Here is a 15,445-nt window from a genome sequence, read left to right on the forward strand (position 1 = left end):
GATACGGTCGGGGGCATGCTCGTCGCCGCGGCCCTGGTGCCCGACACCGCCCTCCTCGTCCCGGGGGTCTCCGGCCGTCACGACGCCCTCCCCGCGCTGCGCGACGCGGCGCTGGCGGCGGTCGCGCAGGCGGTCGACGGGGCCGCGTCGGTCGTGGTCGTCGCGCCCGCAGCACGTGCGGCCGAGCCCGTCGGGACGCTGCGGGGCTCGCTCGCGGCCGTCGGCGTCCCCGACGCGCTGCTCGACTGGCCGGTCCCCGAGACCGTCGTCGGTGCGTCCGGGACGGCCGTCGTCCCTGCGGTCGCCTCGGCCGTCGCGCTGCACCTGCTCGCGCGTGCCGGCTGGGACGGGCCGCTGCGCGTCGTCGAGGTCGAGCGTGCCGCCGCCGCCGCCGGGCCCGCCGCGGCGCTGGCTGCACGCGGTGCCGAGCTCGTGGCCGACGCCGAGGGACCGCTCGCGCTGGTCGTCGTGGGGTCGGGCAGCGGTCGCCACGGGCCTGACGCCCCGCTGGCCGACGACGAGCGCGCCCCCGCGCTCGACGCGTCGCTCGCCGCCGACCTCGGGTCGGGCGACACCGGGGCGCGCACGCGGCTCGGGTCCCTCGACGCCGGCCTCGCCTCGGCCCTCGCGGTGTCCGGCTGGGCGCCCTGGCAGGTGCTCCTCGGCGCCGTCGGGCCGCGACCGGTCGACGCGACCCTGCTCGCCGAGGACGTGTCGCTCGGCGCGCACCACGCGGTCGCGCTGTGGCAGGTGCCGTCCGACAGGCCCGTCGCCGGCGCACCGGTCGGGACGTCCGCCGTCGACGGCACCACGACGCACCCGGGGGCGTCCGCGTGAGCCTCGTCGTCGCGGTGGTCGGCCCCACCGCCACGGGCAAGTCCGACCTCGGCATCGCGCTCGCGCTCGCGCTCGGCGGTGAGGTCGTCAACACCGACGCGATGCAGCTCTACCGCGGCATGGACATCGGCACCGCCAAGGTGCCCGTCGACGAGCGTCGGGGCGTGCGGCACCATCTGCTCGACGTGCTCGAGCCGTCGCAGGACGCGACCGTCGCCGACTACCAGCAGCGGGCGCGCGCGACGCTCACGGACCTCGACGCGCGGGGTGCCCGCGCGGTCGCGGTCGGCGGGTCCGGGCTCTACGTCCGCGCGCTGCTGGACCACATGGAGTTCCCGGGCACGGACCCGGACCTGCGCGCCCGGCTCGAGGAGCGCGTCGAGCAGGAGGGGTCGCGCTCGCTGCACGCCGAGCTCGCGGCCGCGGACCCGGTCGCCGCCGACGGCATCGGGCCGCGCAACGCCCGCCGCGTCGTGCGCGCCCTCGAGGTCATCGCGCTCACCGGCCGTCCGTACTCGGCGTCGCTCCCGCAGCACGTCTACGAGGTCCCGGCCGTCCAGATCGGGCTCGACTGCAACCGTCCGACGCTCGACGCCCGCGTCGAGGGCCGCGTGGACCGCATGTGGGCCGCGGGTCTCGTGGCCGAGGTCGAGGGCCTGCTCGCGCGCGGTCTCGGCCGGACGGCGTCGCGCGCGGTCGGGTACGCGGAGGTCGCCGCGCTGCTCCGCGGCGAGCTCACGGAGCAGGAGGCGCGCGCCGCGACGACCGCCGGGACGCGACGCCTCGCCCGCAAGCAGATGGGCTGGTTCGGTCGCGACCCGCGCGTGCACTGGCTCGACGCGCAGGACCCGGACCTCGTCGACCGCGCGCTGGACCTCGTCGCGCGCGCCGACGCCGGAACGCTCGGGCCGGCCACCGACGACCCCGCGCCCCGCCGTAGTCTGGGGTCATGACGACCGTCCCCGTGTCCGCCGACGCGCCCGCCGACCTGCCCCTCGCGGTCGGCCTGCCGGTGACCAAGGGCCACGGCACCCAGAACGACTTCGTGCTCGTCGACGACCGCGACGGCCTGCTCGACCTCACCGCACCGCTCGTGCGCGAGCTCGCCGACCGCCGCGCGGGCCTCGGCGGCGACGGCGTCATCCGCCTCGTCGCGAGCCGCCTGCTCCCCGAGGGCAGCGCGGTGCTCGCGGAGGACCCGTCCGCGACGTGGTTCATGGACTACCGCAACGCCGACGGCTCGGTCGCCGAGATGTGCGGCAACGGCGTGCGCGTCTTCGCGGCGTTCGCGCAGCGCCTCGGCCTGTGGGACGCGGACGACGAGCTCGTGCTCGGCACCCGCGCGGGCGTGCGCCGGGTGCGCCGCGTGCCGGTCCCGGCCGGTCTCGACGACGACGTCTGGTACGCGGTCGACATGGGCCGCTGGTCCGTCCCCGGCGGCGACGAGGCCGTGCAGGCGGGCTTCGACGCGCAGGTGCACGTCCCGGGCCTCGACGACGTCCGCCCCGCGCTGTCGCTCGACGTCGGCAACCCGCACACGGTCCTCGCGCTCGCCGGCCCCGACGAGCTCGCCGCCGCGGACCTGACCCGCGCGCCCGAGGTCCGTCCCGTCCCGCCGCACGGCACCAACGTCGAGCTCGTCGTGCCGCTCGCCGAGGACCACGCCGCCGACGGCACCCTCGTCGGGCACGTCGCGATGCGCGTGCACGAGCGCGGCGTCGGCGAGACGAGGTCGTGCGGGACCGGTGCGTGCGCGGCCGCCATGGCGGTGCGGACGTGGGCCGGGGCGGGAGCCCCGGACGTCTGGCTCGTCGACGTCCCCGGCGGCACCGTGCGTGTGACCGCGCTGCCCGACGGGCACGTCGAGCTCGCGGGTCCGGCGGTCCTCGTCGCGACCGCGACCGTCGACCTCACGGCAGTCGCGGGGTCCGCGGGCCGATGACCGACGCCGCGCGGACCGCCCACGCCGTGGGGCTCGGGCCGACGGTGGACGCCGTCCCGACGGTCCAGGGTGGCTCGGCCGTGCCGTCGGCGGACGCCGCTCCGACGGTCGACGGTCGCCCGGCCGTGCCGCCGCCTGACGTCGGGCTGACCTCGGGCGACCTGGGCACGCCCCTCGGTGCGCGCGCGACCGTCGTGCAGTTCTCCAGCACGTTCTGCGTGCCGTGCCGCCGGACCCGCCAGATCGCGGAGCACGCGCTGCGCACCGCGGACGGCGTGACGCACGTCGACCTCGACGTCGCCGACCACCTGGACCTCGGCGAGCGGCTCGCGATCCTGTCGACGCCCACCGTCCTGGTCCTCGACGCGGCCGGTCGGGTCCGACGACGTGCGACCGGCGTGCCGTCGCTCGCGCAGCTGCGCGCCGCGATCGCGGAGGCATCGGTGGTGGCGGCTCCCGAGACCGCCCGGTCCTGACGGGCGAGACGGCCGGGACGCCGGGGCGCCTCGGCGACGCCGGATCACGGGTCCCGTCAGCGGCGCGCGGGTGACCGGCTCAGGCGTCCCGCACGACCAGGACCCGGAACCCCTTGGCGCTCGCGGACCGCTCGACCACGACGCCACCGCCGAGGGTCGCGGCGAGCCAGCGCTGCAGCGAGTCCGCACCGAGGTTCTTCCCGACGACGAGGTGCGCGTCGCCGCCCGCCGCACGTCGCGGCAGCCAGCGCAGCAGGAGCGCGTGCAGCGCGTCCTTGCCGACGCGGATCGGCGGGTTGGACCGGATCGTCGCGAACCGCACGTCGTCGGGGACCTCGTCGGGCAGGGCCGCCACGACGTTGCCCAGGCCGAGCGCCGCGGCGTTGCGCCGGACCAGGTCGAGCGCGCGCTCGTTCACGTCGACGGCCCACACGCGCGCGTCGGGGGACTCGAGCGCGAGCGACAGCGCGACGGGCCCCCAGCCGCACCCGAGGTCGAGCAGGTCGCCCGTCGACGGCGGCGGAGGAGCGGTCCGCAGCAGGACCTGCGTGCCGTGGTCGACGTGGTCGGGGGAGAAGACACCGCCCGCCGTCTGCACCTGCACCGGTCGCCCGGCGAGCTCGACGGTCAGCGTGCGCAGCTCGACCGGGGACGCGGGCTGCGCGGTGAAGTAGTGGTCCTGGCCGCTCACGCGCCGACCCTACCCGCGCACGCTCGGCCCGCAGCGAAATGGATCGCACCCCGGGGGAGCGCGTGCGACCCTGGAAGCGCAGCCGACGAAGCCGATCCGAGAGGCACCGCGTGAACGACCCGCAGCACACCACCCACGAGACCGAGGCGTACGAGCCTCGCTCCGTGCAGGACGTCGCCGACGACGTCGTCGCGCGTGTGCTCGCCCGGGCCGGCACCGCGCTGCAGGACGGCGGCACCGTCCACTCCACCTACGACGGGGACCAGCTCGACCTCGAGGAGCGGACGTCGCTCCGCCGGGTCGCGGGCCTGTCGACCGAGCTCGAGGACGTCACCGAGGTCGAGTACCGGCAGCTCCGTCTGGAGAAGGTCGTGCTGGTCGGCGTCTGGGGCACCGGCACCGCCGAGGACGCCGAGGTCTCGCTGCGCGAGCTCGCGGCGCTCGCCGAGACCGCCGGCTCCGAGGTCCTCGACGGCGTCATCCAGCGTCGCCGCACCCCCGACCCGGGGACCTACCTCGGGTCGGGCAAGGCCGCCGAGCTCGCGCTGCTCGTCGCGTCGGTCGGCGCGGACACCGTCGTGGTCGACGGCGAGCTCGCCCCCTCGCAGCGTCGTGCGCTCGAGGACATCGTGCGGGTCAAGGTCGTCGACCGGACCGCGCTGATCCTCGACATCTTCGCCCAGCACGCCAAGTCCCGGGAGGGCAAGGCGCAGGTCGAGCTCGCGCAGCTCGAGTACCTGCTCCCGCGCCTGCGCGGCTGGGGCGAGTCGATGTCCCGGCAGGCCGGTGGCCAGGTCGGCGGCGCCGGCGCCGGTATGGGTTCGCGCGGTCCCGGTGAGACGAAGATCGAGCTCGACCGTCGCCGGATCCGCAACCGCATGGCCAAGCTGCGCCGCGAGATCGCGGCGATGGAGCCGGCCCGGCTCACCAAGCGCGCGTCCCGTCGCAAGAACGCGATCCCGTCGGTCGCGATCGCGGGCTACACCAACGCCGGCAAGTCGTCGTTGCTCAACCGGCTGACCAACGCCGGGGTGCTCGTCGAGAACGCGCTGTTCGCGACGCTGGACCCGACGGTCCGCCGCGCCGAGACGACCGACGGGCGCGTCTACACGCTCGCCGACACCGTCGGGTTCGTGCGGGCGCTCCCGCACCAGCTCGTCGAGGCGTTCCGGTCGACGCTCGAGGAGGTCGCCGACGCCGACCTCATCCTGCACGTGGTCGACGCGTCCCACCCCGACCCGGAGGGGCAGATCGCGGCCGTGCGGCACGTGTTCGCCGACATCCCGGGCGCGATGGACGTGCCCGAGATCATCGTGCTGAACAAGGCCGACCGGGCGTCCGACGAGGCGATCACGCGGCTCCGGTCGCGCGAGGTGCACTCGGTCGTCGTGTCCGCCCACACGGGCGAGGGCGTCGAGGAGCTCCAGGCCCTCATCGCGGACCAGCTGCCGCGTCCCGGCGTGGCCGTCGACGTCGTCGTCCCGTACGACCGCGGTGACCTGGTCAGCCGGGTGCACGAGCACGGTGACATCGACCACGAGGAGCACACGGCCCACGGCACCGCGCTGCGCGCGCGCGTCGACCAGCAGCTCGCGGCCGAGCTCACCGCGGCGGCAGTCCGGACCGCCTGACCGGCGGCGTGGGTGACCGCGACTACGCTGTCGCGGTGCCCGATGCGGAACCGACGGTCGACGACCTCCTGGACCTCGCCGTCGGCGCCCTCGGCGGCGCCCGCCGCGACGGTCAGCACGCGATGGCGCAGGCCGTCTCGCGGTCCCTCGAGACCGGCGAGCACCTGCTCGTCCAGGCGGGGACCGGCACCGGGAAGTCGCTCGGCTACCTCGTCCCCGCGGTCCGGCACGCGGTGCTCGCGGACGAGCACGTCGTCGTCTCGACCGCGACGCTCGCACTCCAGCGGCAGGTCGTCACGCGCGACCTGCCGCTCGTCGCGGACGCGCTCGCACCCCGGCTGCCCCGCCGACCGCACATCGCGCTCCTCAAGGGCTGGCACAACTACCTGTGCGTGCACAAGGTCGCGGGCGGGTACCCCGAGGACGAGCCCGGCACGCTGTTCGACCTCGGCGACCACGCGGGCGCGGCGGACCACCCCGCACCCGCCGGGGCCGGACGACGCGACGGCAGCGAGTCGCTCGGCGAGCAGATCCTGCGGCTCCGCGAGTGGGCCGAGGAGACCGACACGGGCGACCGCGACGACCTCGTCCCCGGCGTGACCGACCGCGCGTGGCGGCAGGTGTCGGTGACCTCGCTCGAGTGCCTCGGCACGCGCTGCCCGATGATCGAGGAGTGCTTCCCCGAACGTGCGCGGGCGTCGGCGCGCGAGGCGGACGTCGTCGTGACGAACCACGCGATGCTCGGCATCGCCGCCTCCGGCTCCCCGGGCGTGCTGCCCGAGCACGACGTGCTCATCGTCGACGAGGCGCACGAGCTCACCGACCGCGTCACCGCGCAGGCGACGTCCGATCTCTCGTTCGCGACCGTCGACCACGCCGCACGCCTCGCGCGCCGGCACGGGGGAGTGCCGACGACCGACCTCGACGCGGCCGCGCAGGCGCTTGCGGCGGTGCTCGTCGAGCTGCCCGAGGGCCGGTTCCCCGACGGGCTGCCCGACGCCGCGCGCGATGCCGTCGCCGCGGTCCGCGACGCGTCGCGCACCCTGCTGAGCGCGCTCAAGCCCGACTCGACCGCGGGGCGTCCGGCCGCCCCCGACGGCGGGCTGAAGATGGCCGCGTCCGCGATGCTCGCGCTCTTCGAGGTCGCCGACCGCATGGCCGCCGACCCCGAGGACAACCGCCACACGGTCCTGTGGTGCGCGCGCGGCGAGGACCGGCGCGGTGGCGTCCTCACGCGCCTGCACGCCGCACCGCTCGCGGTGAACGGCCTCATCCGCACGCACCTGCTCGGCGGGCGGACGGGCGTCCTCACGTCGGCGACGCTGTCGCTCGGCGGCTCGTTCGACCCGGTCGCCCGGTCCGTCGGGCTCGAGGTCCGGCCGGACGCCGAACCCGTCGGCCCGTCGCGTCTGCCGGGTGCGCAGGACGACGCCGACGCGCTCGACGTCGCGGCCGGCACCGACGCGGCCGACGACCCCGGGTCGCTCACCTGGCACGGCCTCGACGTCGGCAGCCCTTTCGACTACGCCCGGCAGGGGATCCTCTACGTCGCGCGCCGGCTGCCCCCGCCCGGGCGTGAACCCGCGACGGACGCGCAGCTGGACGAGATCGAGGCGCTCGTCCGTGCGGCGGGCGGGCGCACGCTCGGGCTCTTCTCGTCGCGCCGCGCCGCCACGGCGGCCGCGCTCGCGATGCGGGAACGGCTCGACGTGCCGGTGCTGCTGCAGGGCGACGACCAGCTCCCGACGCTCGTCGCGCAGTTCGCCGCCGACGAGCCGACGTGCCTGTTCGGCACGCTGTCGCTGTGGCAGGGCGTCGACGTGCCCGGACCCGCGTGCCGCCTCGTCCTCATCGACCGCATCCCGTTCCCGCGCCCGGACGACCCCGTGCGCTCGGCCCGGACCGAGGCGGTCGCCGCGGCGGGCGGCAACGGCTTCATGTCCGTGTCCGCGACGCACGCCGCGCTGCTGCTCGCGCAGGGCGCGGGACGTCTGGTCCGCACGACCGAGGACCGCGGCGTCGTCGCCGTCCTGGACCCGCGGCTCGTCACCGCGCGCTACGGCGAGTTCCTCGCCCGGTCGCTGCCGGGCTTCTGGCGGACCACCGAGCGCGACGTCGCCGTGTCCGCCCTGCGCCGCCTCACCGGGGACGACTAGCCTCAGAGCTGCGCCGACGTGCGGCGCCGGTGCTCGTGGCCGGCGCCGACGCGCACCCCGACCGACCCGGACCCGGGCGGTCGCACGACGACGCGGGAGACCCCCATGACCGAGACCCCTGACCTCGACGACGCCGTGACGCCGCACGTCCCGCGCCGCCGGACGTCCAAGCTCGCGATCGTCGGGGCGGGCGCCGTCGGGTCGACGATGGCCTATGCCGCCCTCATGCGCGGTGCGGCCCGCACGGTCGCGCTCTACGACATCAACAAGGCCAAGGTGCAGGCGGAGGCGCTCGACCTCGGGCACGGCATCCAGTTCATGCCGATGGCCCAGGTCGTCGGGTCGGACGACATCGCGGTGTGCGCCGACGCCGACATCGTCATGTTCACCGCCGGAGCGAAGCAGAAGCCCGGCCAGACGCGCCTCGACCTCGCCGAGGCCACCATCTCGCTCGTCCGGAAGGTCCTCCCGGCCGTCGTCGAGGTCGCGCCCGACGCGACGTACGTCATGGTCACCAACCCGGTCGACGTCGTGACGTACGCCGCGCTGCGCATCTCGGGGCTGCCTCCGTCGCGGCTGTTCGGCTCCGGGACCGTCCTCGACTCGTCGCGGCTGCGCTACCTCATCGCGCGCGAGACGGGCGTCGCGGTGCAGAACGTCCACGCGTACGTCGCGGGCGAGCACGGCGACAGCGAGCTGCCGCTCTGGAGCTCTGCGAGCATCGGCGCGGTGCCGCTGCTCGAGTGGAACGGCCTCGGCGGGCGCGGCGGCGCGCTGACCTCCGAGGTGCGCGAGCGGATCGCGCGCGAGGTCGTCGACTCCGCCTACCAGATCATCGAGGGCAAGGGCGCCACCAACTACGCGGTCGCGCTCGCCGGGTCGCGCATCATCGAGGCGGTCCTCAACGACGAGTCCCGCATCCTGCCCGTGTCGTCGCTGCTCGACGACTACTACGGGATCTCCGACGTGTGCCTCTCCGTCCCCGCCGTCGTCGGCGCCAAGGGGGTCGAGGACCGGCTCGCGGTGCCGATGTCGGCCGACGAGCTCGCCGGCCTGCGACGCTCCGCCGAGGCCGTCAAGGACGTCGCGCGCCAGTTCGGGTTCTGACCTCGTCGCCTGCTCGCCGGTCGATCTCGCGGCGCCGGGGCGCGCTGTCGCGCGTGGCGGCGCCGCGGGTCGTGGCGAGCGGGTGTGCGGCGATCGCCGCACACCCGGTTCCGATGGGCGTCAGTGCGACCGCAGCGCGTCGATGAGCTCCGACTTGCGCATGCGCGACCGCCCCTCGATGCCGACGTCCGCCGCCTTCTTGCGCAGGTCGTCGACCGTCCAGTCGTCGTAGTCGCCCGAGCGGCCGCCCTTGCGGCTGACGGCCGACCGTGACGAGCCGGCGGCGGCGTTGGCGATGCGCGCCGACTTCTCCTTGCTGTTCCCCTCGTCGCGCAGCCGCTCGTAGAGCTGCGCGTCCTTCACGCTGGGGCCGGGGTCTCGCATCCGTCCGGGCATCGTGGCTCCTCGGTCGAGGTCCGGGGCGTCGTCCTCACCCCGGACCAGCGTCGCGCCGACCTCGCCGAGCCGCACGCGCGCGACATCGGCGTCCACCGGTCTCGTGTCCGCGCGGACGAGCGCGGCCGGACGTCAGAGGCTGCGCAGGACGGAGACGACCCGGCCGAGGATCGTCGCCTCGTCGCCGACGATCGGCGCGTAGGCCGCGTTGTGCGGCATCAGCCAGACGTGACCGTCGGCCCGGCGCAGCGTCTTGACGGTCGCCTCGCCGTCGATCATGGCCGCGACGATCTCGCCGTTCTCCGCGACCGGCTGGCGGCGCACGACGACCCAGTCGCCGTCGCAGATGGCGGCGTCGATCATCGAGTCGCCCGCGACGCGGAGCAGGAACAGCTCGCCGTCACCGACGAGCTGGCGCGGGAGCGGGAACACGTCCTCGACGACCTGGTCGGCCAGGATCGGGCCGCCCGCGGCGATCCGGCCGACGACCGGGACGTAGGACGGGCTGGGCACCTGCTCGTCGTCCCCGGTGACGGGTGCGGAGAAGGGCGTGCGGGTGCCGTCGGGCGCGGTCCAGGTGGACACGCCGCGCGAGTCGTCGGGGTGGACGACCTCGATCGCGCGCGGTCGGTTCGGGTCGCGGCGCAGGTAGCCCTTGCGCTCGAGGGCCGTGAGCTGGTGCTTGACGCTCGACGGGCTCGTGAGGCCGACGGCCTCGCCGATCTCGCGCATGCTCGGCGGGTAGCCGCGCGACTCGACCGACGCCCGGATGGTGTCGAGCACGAGGCGCTGGCGCGCGGTGAGACCGTCGGCCCCGTCCGGGCCGTCGGGGAGCGCGTGGACGGTCGCCACCCGGTCCTGTGTGCCGGTCGTGGTGTCCCCGCTGGTGCTCACTGCAGCCCTCCTGACGTCGTCGGCCGGTCGCCGCCTGCTCGGTGCCGGACCGTGCGCACCGCTGCTGACCTGCGTCCGGACCGGGCGGACCCGGGCGGTGTCAGTGGTCGGTGGTGCGCTTGTCCTGCGCGGCCAGCCTAGGCAGTGCGAGCAGCCAGATCAAACATCTGTTCGATCTCGTCTGGACGCGTGTCGGAGCCGGGTGGTAGACATCGTACAGACGTTCGACGAACAGACGTTCGAACCAGAAGGAGCGGAGAGTCGACATGAGCGCTGCGGTGCTGTCGCCGGCGGGGCCGGGAACGGTGCGTCCGAACCTGCGGGTCGTCCGGTTGTCGACGCCGCCTGCACCCCGCTCCGTCGCGCCGGCGGGTCGGACACCGGTCGCGACCGGTGCCGGGCGTGACGACGCGCGTGTCCGGGCGACCGCGGAGCAGGCGCCGCTGCAGCTGACCGCACGCGGTCGTCTCGTGGTCGTCGTCCTCGGCCTGCTGCTCGCGATCGGTGTCTCGACGATCGCCGCGCGGGCGTCGGCGGACGGTCCGGTGAGCTCCGCGGTCGAGGTCACGCGTCACGTCGTCCTCGAGGGGGAGACGATGTGGGGCCTCGCGCAGCAGGTCGCCGCGCCGGGGGAGGACGTGCGCGACGTCGTCCTCGAGCTGGTGCGTCTCAACGACCTCCCCAACGCCGGTCTGATGGCGGGCCAGGAGATCCTCCTGCCGCGCTCCTGAGTCTCGGCGGCGCCCCTGCGGGGAAGGCGGGGGCGCCGCTGGGAGGAGCGTTGACGAGGGGGCTGTGGCTCAGTAGGTTAGGCTTACCTCATCGAACGGGCTGGGGGGCTCGTCGAGGTGTGGCCGAGGTGGTGCTCGCATCGCCCCGCGCCGCAGCACCGCGCCGGACCGAGGCGAGTCGGTCCGTGATCTGGGACGCGAGTCCCCAGGGAGGCGGCCGCGACGAGCGGCCGCCTCCCTGCACGCGGGTGCCCGACTCCGCGACCTCGCCCCCGCGCGACCGGGCGGTCGATCGAGTGGTCAGGTCTGCGCGCCTTGCGACGCCGTAGGACGGTGTCCTAGCGTCGCCGGGACGAGGACGAGCGGGGTCAGGGGACTCGCTGTCCGTGACAGCGAGGAGACATCGCGGTGCACTGCCCGTTCTGCCGACACCCGGACTCCCGTGTCGTCGACTCCCGCACGTCGGACGACGGCTCGTCCATCCGCCGTCGCCGCCAGTGCCCGCAGTGCAACCGGCGGTTCACGACCGTCGAGACCGCGAGCCTCTCGGTCGTCAAGCGCTCGGGGGTCACCGAGCCCTTCAGCCGCGAGAAGATCGCCAACGGCGTCCGCAAGGCGTGCCAGGGACGTCCGGTGAGCGAGGACGACCTCGCGCTGCTCGCGCAGCGCGTCGAGGAGACGCTCCGCGCGTCGGGCTCGGCCGAGATCGACGCGTACGAGATCGGGCTGGCCATCCTGGGGCCGTTGCGCGAGCTCGACGAGGTCGCGTACCTCCGGTTCGCGAGCGTCTACCAGGCGTTCGACTCGCTCGAGGACTTCGAGGCCGCGATCACCGTCCTCCGCGCGGACCGCGAGAGCCGCATCGAGGCAGCGGACCCGGACTCCGCCGACGAGGTGGGTTCGGTCGCCGGCCCGACGGGCCCCGGCCCGACTGCCTGAGGCCACCCAGCCCCGGCCGGGCGGCGGAGAGGCGTCCACAGCGGGAGCACCGCGTGACGTCACGTAGGTTCGTCCGGTGACACCTGACGACCTCCCGCTCCTGTCCGTCCCGTCCGGCCCCGCCCTGCTGCCCGACGGCTCCGCGGCCGTCGTGGCCGTCACGCACCCCGACCTCGTGACCGACGAGTACACCGGGCAGCTCTGGCTCGTCCCGCTCGCGGGAGACGCCGCGCCGCACCGGATCACGCGCGGGCACCGTGACACCGCCCCGGACGTGTCGCCCGACGGCCGCTGGGTCGCGTTCTGCCGTGCGGAGCCGAAGGGCAAGCCGCAGCTCTACGTCGTCGAGGCGTCGGGTGGCGAGCCGGTGCGGCTCACGGACGCGCCGCTCGGGGTGTCGGCACCTCGGTTCTCGCCCGACGGGCGGCGGATCGCCTACCTCGCCCGCGTGCCGGAGGAGGGGCGCTACGTGGCCGGCGCCGACCCGGCCGGCGAGCCCGCGCGGCACATCACGTCGTTCCGATACCGCGGCGACGGCATCGGGTTCGAGCGGGACAAGCGCCAGCACGTCTTCGTCGTCGAGGTGCCGACGACCGACGCGTCGCCCGCACAGCTGGCCCGGGTGACCGAGATCCCGGAGTCGACGGCGCTGACCCGCGGCGACGCCGAGGTGCGCGGCGCGCGCTGGCTGCCGTCGGGCGACGCGCTGGTCGCGGTCGTCCCGCGGCACGCCGCCCGGGAGGAGGACCTGCGTCGGGATGCGGTCGTCGTCCCCGCCGGGTCGGACGCGGTCGACGTGCTCGACCTGGTGCCGGTCACCGACGCGGACCGGGGGAGCACGCTGGGCGTGGAGGCGGTGCTGCCGTCGGCCGACGGTACGGCCGTGTGGCTGCTCGCGACCGACCTCGGCCCGTCGGGCCACGACTTCGTGGCGGCGCAGGTCGGCCTGTTCCGTGCGGCGCTGCCGGTCGCGGGTCAGGAACCCGCTGTCCCGGTGCGGCTGACGGACGCCGACGCGGTGGACCTCGACGCGGGCGTGCTCGTGGAGTCGGCCGACGGGCCGCTCGTGGCGGTCCAGCACCGGGGTGCGGTGCACCTGGCGCGTGTGGCCGACGACGGCGCGTTCGTCACGCTGCTCGGGGGACGGCACGTCGTGTCGGGCGCTGCGGTCGCGCAGGGTGCGGTGCCGTTCGCCGTGGTCACCGCCGCGCACCCGACGTCCGCGGGCGACGTGCTCGCGGTGCCGCTCGACGGGTCGGGCGTCGCGACGCCGCGCACCGATCTCTCGGCTCCGCTGCGGGCGGCGGGCGTCCGTGAGCCCCGCGAGCTCGACGCGACCGCACCGGACGGCTACCCGGTCCACGGCTGGGTGGTGACGCCCGACCCGGAGCGGCACGGCCCGGGCCCGTACCCGACGATCCTCATGATCCACGGCGGGCCGCACGCGCAGTACACCCACGCGGTGTTCGACGAGGTGCAGGTCCTCGCCGCGGCCGGCTGGGCGGTCGTGCTGGGCAACCCCCGCGGCTCGTCGGGGTACGGCCGCGCGCACGGCCGGGCGATCCACCGCGCGTTCGGCACGGTCGACACGGACGACGTGCTGGCGCTGCTCGACGCGGCGGCGACGCTGCCGGAGGTCGACGCGGACCGGGTGGGCGTGATGGGCGGGTCGTACGGCGGGTACCTCACGGCGTGGCTGACGACGCGCACGGACCGGTTCGCGGCGGCGGTCGTCGAGCGCGGGTTCCTCGACCCGGTGAGCTTCGTCGGCTCGAGCGACATCGGCTGGTTCTTCGGCCTGGAGTACCTGGGCGACGCGGGCGACGAGGACGGTGCGCGCGCGGTCGCGGCGCAGTCGCCGATGGCGCACGTCGGTGCGGTGCGCACGCCGACGCTGGTGATCCACTCGGAGCAGGACTGGCGGTGCCCGGTCGAGCAGGGGCAGCGGTGGTTCGTGGAGCTGCGTCGGCGCGGTGTCGAGGCGGAGCTGCTGCTGTTCCCGGGCGAGGGCCACGAGCTGACGCGGTCCGGGCGTCCGCGGCACCGCCGCCAGCGCTTCGAGCACGTCCTCGCGTGGTGGGGCAGGCACCTGCCGGCCTCCTGACGGGCCGTCCGGCGACGACTCAGCGGTCGCTCGACCGCGGCCCCCACAGGTTGACGCCCGCGTCCACGGCGTGGGCGTCGACCGCGGCGACCTCGTCGTCGTCCAGGGGAGCCGCGGTCGCCGCGGCGAGGTTGTCGTCGAGCTGCTCGACGGTGCGCGCGCCGACGAGGACCGAGGTCACGCGCGGGTCGCGGAGCACCCAGGCGAGCGCGAGCTGCGGCAGCGTGCGTCCACCGGCGCGCGCGACGCCGTCGAGCGCGCGCACGTGGTCGAGCACCTCGGGGGTCAGCCACTCGGGGCGCAGCGGGCCGCCGCGTGCGGCGCGCGAGTCGGCGGGGACCCCGTCGAGGTACCGGGGCGTGAGCATGCCCTGCGCGAGGGGCGAGAACGCCACGACGGCCATCCCGGCGTCGCCGGCGACGTCGAGCAGCGACCGGCCGTCGGCGCCGGGTGTCTCGACCCACCGGTTGAGGATCGAGTAGGCGGGCTGGTGCACGGCGAGGCGCACCCCGAGGCGTGCGGCGACGTCGAGCGCCTCACGCGTGCGGTCCGCGGAGTACGACGAGATGCCCACGTGCACGGCCTTGCCCGCGCGGACCGCGGCACCGAGCGCACCGATCGTCTCCTCGAGCGGCGTCGTCGGGTCGTAGCGGTGGCTGTAGAACACGTCGACCGCGTCCACGCCGAGCCGCCGGAGGGACTCGTCGAGCGAGGCGCGCAGGTACTTCGCGGACCCGTGCTCGCCGTACGGGCCGGGCCACGCGCGGTACCCGGCCTTCGTGGTCAGGACGAGCTCGTCGCGGTGGCCGCGCAGGTCCGTCGCGAGCAGCCGTCCGACGGTCTCCTCGGCGGCGAACGGCGGTGGCCCGTAGTTGTTCGCGAGGTCGAGGTGCACGACGCCGCGCTCGACCGCGTGCAGCACGACCTCCCGCTGCTGCGCGTACGGTCGCGCCTCGCCGAAGTTCTGCCACAGCCCGAGCGAGACGGCCGGGAGCGAGAGACCGCCCGCGCGCCGGTGCGGGAGGGGCGGCGGTGCGGTGCTCACCGCTCGACCGTACCGCGCACGCGAGGACGACCGACGGGCCGTGAGGCCGCGCCTGCCGCCGCGCTCGTCGCACGGCAGGTCTGGGAGGACGCACGGCAGGCCTGGGACGACACGGGTGCCCCAAACGGGTGGCGCGGCCGCGCGCGGTCCGGGAGGCTGGACCGACGCGCCCCCCGGGTGCGTCGACAGACCGAGTCACACCGAGGAGTAGCCGATGAGCAACGACAGCGCGAAGCCGGCAGCGGAGGCGGTGAGCGAGGACGCCAAGGCGAAGTTCCGGGAGGCGCTCGACCGCAAGAAGGCGGCGCAGCACCGGACGGCCGCGGGCTCCACGAACACCGGGCAGGTCCACGGGTCGGAGACGGCGGGTCCGGCCCAGCGCCGGTTCCAGCGCAAGTCCGGCTCGTCCTGAGCCTCACCCGCACCGCATGACGAAGGGCCCCGCCGGCGACCGGTGGGGCCCTTCGTCGTGCACGGGCCAGCAGCGGTGACCGCC

15 protein-coding genes are annotated in these 15,445 nt (G+C 75.6%); 11 read left to right on the forward strand and 4 right to left on the reverse strand.

Features of this window, described 5'->3' with window-relative positions; all coding sequences use genetic code 11:
- Positions 1-15: 15 nt before the first annotated feature.
- Genes KOV94_RS17365 through KOV94_RS17380 form a run of 4 tightly spaced genes read left to right on the forward strand, consistent with a single transcriptional unit; the run spans position 16 to position 3,255 of the window.
- Complete coding sequence (locus KOV94_RS17365) at positions 16-837, forward strand: class III extradiol ring-cleavage dioxygenase family protein (protein ID WP_218052734.1); 822 nt, start codon at positions 16-18, stop codon at positions 835-837.
- Positions 834-1,790 carry a tRNA (adenosine(37)-N6)-dimethylallyltransferase MiaA gene (miaA, locus tag KOV94_RS17370; protein ID WP_124343308.1) on the forward strand — a complete coding sequence of 319 codons (957 nt, stop codon included), beginning with the start codon at positions 834-836 and terminating at the stop codon, positions 1,788-1,790. Before KOV94_RS17365 ends, miaA begins: the two co-directional genes overlap by 4 nt.
- Complete coding sequence (gene dapF, locus KOV94_RS17375; protein ID WP_124343309.1) at positions 1,787-2,779, forward strand: diaminopimelate epimerase; 993 nt, start codon at positions 1,787-1,789, stop codon at positions 2,777-2,779. The genes miaA and dapF overlap by 4 nt, the downstream gene beginning before the upstream one ends.
- Positions 2,776-3,255 (forward strand): TlpA family protein disulfide reductase, encoded by a 480-nt coding sequence (locus tag KOV94_RS17380; RefSeq protein WP_225916905.1) that lies wholly within the window; start codon positions 2,776-2,778, stop codon positions 3,253-3,255. Before dapF ends, KOV94_RS17380 begins: the two co-directional genes overlap by 4 nt.
- A 79-nt stretch (positions 3,256-3,334) precedes the next feature.
- On the opposite strand, the gene KOV94_RS17385 is transcribed toward KOV94_RS17380, so the two are convergent.
- Positions 3,335-3,946, reverse strand: coding sequence for a class I SAM-dependent methyltransferase (locus tag KOV94_RS17385; RefSeq protein ID WP_124343311.1), 612 nt, complete (start codon positions 3,944-3,946; stop codon positions 3,335-3,337).
- Positions 3,947-4,056: 110 nt separating this feature from the next.
- On the opposite strand from KOV94_RS17385, the gene hflX reads away from it, so the two are divergent.
- From hflX to KOV94_RS17400, 3 genes are all read left to right on the forward strand, one after another.
- Positions 4,057-5,577 carry a GTPase HflX gene (gene hflX, locus KOV94_RS17390; RefSeq protein WP_124343312.1) on the forward strand — a complete coding sequence of 507 codons (1,521 nt, stop codon included), beginning with the start codon at positions 4,057-4,059 and terminating at the stop codon, positions 5,575-5,577.
- A 35-nt stretch (positions 5,578-5,612) separates the two neighbouring features.
- On the forward strand, positions 5,613-7,733 hold the full coding sequence (locus tag KOV94_RS17395; RefSeq protein ID WP_218052735.1) for an ATP-dependent DNA helicase: 2,121 nt from the start codon (positions 5,613-5,615) through the stop codon (positions 7,731-7,733).
- 105 nt (positions 7,734-7,838) lie between these two features.
- The gene (locus tag KOV94_RS17400; protein WP_124343314.1) at positions 7,839-8,840 is read left to right on the forward strand and encodes an L-lactate dehydrogenase; all 1,002 of its coding nucleotides are present in this window, start codon (positions 7,839-7,841) and stop codon (positions 8,838-8,840) included.
- 120 nt (positions 8,841-8,960) lie between these two features.
- Here the strand turns inward: KOV94_RS17400 and KOV94_RS17405 are convergent, their stop codons facing one another.
- Together KOV94_RS17405 and lexA are read right to left on the reverse strand one after the other, a co-directional pair.
- A complete protein-coding gene (locus tag KOV94_RS17405; RefSeq protein ID WP_124343317.1) occupies positions 8,961-9,236 on the reverse strand; it encodes a DUF7218 family protein in 276 nt (91 codons plus the stop codon).
- Positions 9,237-9,368: 132 nt separating this feature from the next.
- The gene (gene lexA, locus KOV94_RS17410; RefSeq protein ID WP_235843471.1) at positions 9,369-10,088 is read right to left on the reverse strand and encodes a transcriptional repressor LexA; all 720 of its coding nucleotides are present in this window, start codon (positions 10,086-10,088) and stop codon (positions 9,369-9,371) included.
- Positions 10,089-10,396: 308 nt separating this feature from the next.
- On the opposite strand from lexA, the gene KOV94_RS17415 reads away from it, so the two are divergent.
- The 3 genes from KOV94_RS17415 to KOV94_RS17425 all read left to right on the forward strand — a co-directional run bounded on the left by KOV94_RS17415 (position 10,397) and on the right by KOV94_RS17425 (position 13,904).
- On the forward strand, positions 10,397-10,861 hold the full coding sequence (locus KOV94_RS17415) for a LysM peptidoglycan-binding domain-containing protein (RefSeq protein ID WP_124343316.1): 465 nt from the start codon (positions 10,397-10,399) through the stop codon (positions 10,859-10,861).
- Between the two features lie 408 nt (positions 10,862-11,269).
- Positions 11,270-11,800 (forward strand): transcriptional regulator NrdR, encoded by a 531-nt coding sequence (nrdR, locus tag KOV94_RS17420; RefSeq protein ID WP_308160627.1) that lies wholly within the window; start codon positions 11,270-11,272, stop codon positions 11,798-11,800.
- Between the two features lie 76 nt (positions 11,801-11,876).
- Positions 11,877-13,904 (forward strand): S9 family peptidase, encoded by a 2,028-nt coding sequence (locus KOV94_RS17425; protein WP_218052736.1) that lies wholly within the window; start codon positions 11,877-11,879, stop codon positions 13,902-13,904.
- Positions 13,905-13,923: 19 nt separating this feature from the next.
- Here the strand turns inward: KOV94_RS17425 and KOV94_RS17430 are convergent, their stop codons facing one another.
- A complete protein-coding gene (locus KOV94_RS17430; RefSeq protein ID WP_218052737.1) occupies positions 13,924-14,949 on the reverse strand; it encodes an aldo/keto reductase in 1,026 nt (341 codons plus the stop codon).
- A 214-nt stretch (positions 14,950-15,163) separates the two neighbouring features.
- On the opposite strand from KOV94_RS17430, the gene KOV94_RS17435 reads away from it, so the two are divergent.
- Complete coding sequence (locus KOV94_RS17435; protein WP_124342213.1) at positions 15,164-15,361, forward strand: DUF5302 domain-containing protein; 198 nt, start codon at positions 15,164-15,166, stop codon at positions 15,359-15,361.
- Positions 15,362-15,445 lie beyond the last annotated feature (84 nt).

Source organism: Cellulomonas algicola (assembly GCF_019024305.1).
Taxonomy (GTDB): domain Bacteria; phylum Actinomycetota; class Actinomycetes; order Actinomycetales; family Cellulomonadaceae; genus Cellulomonas; species Cellulomonas algicola.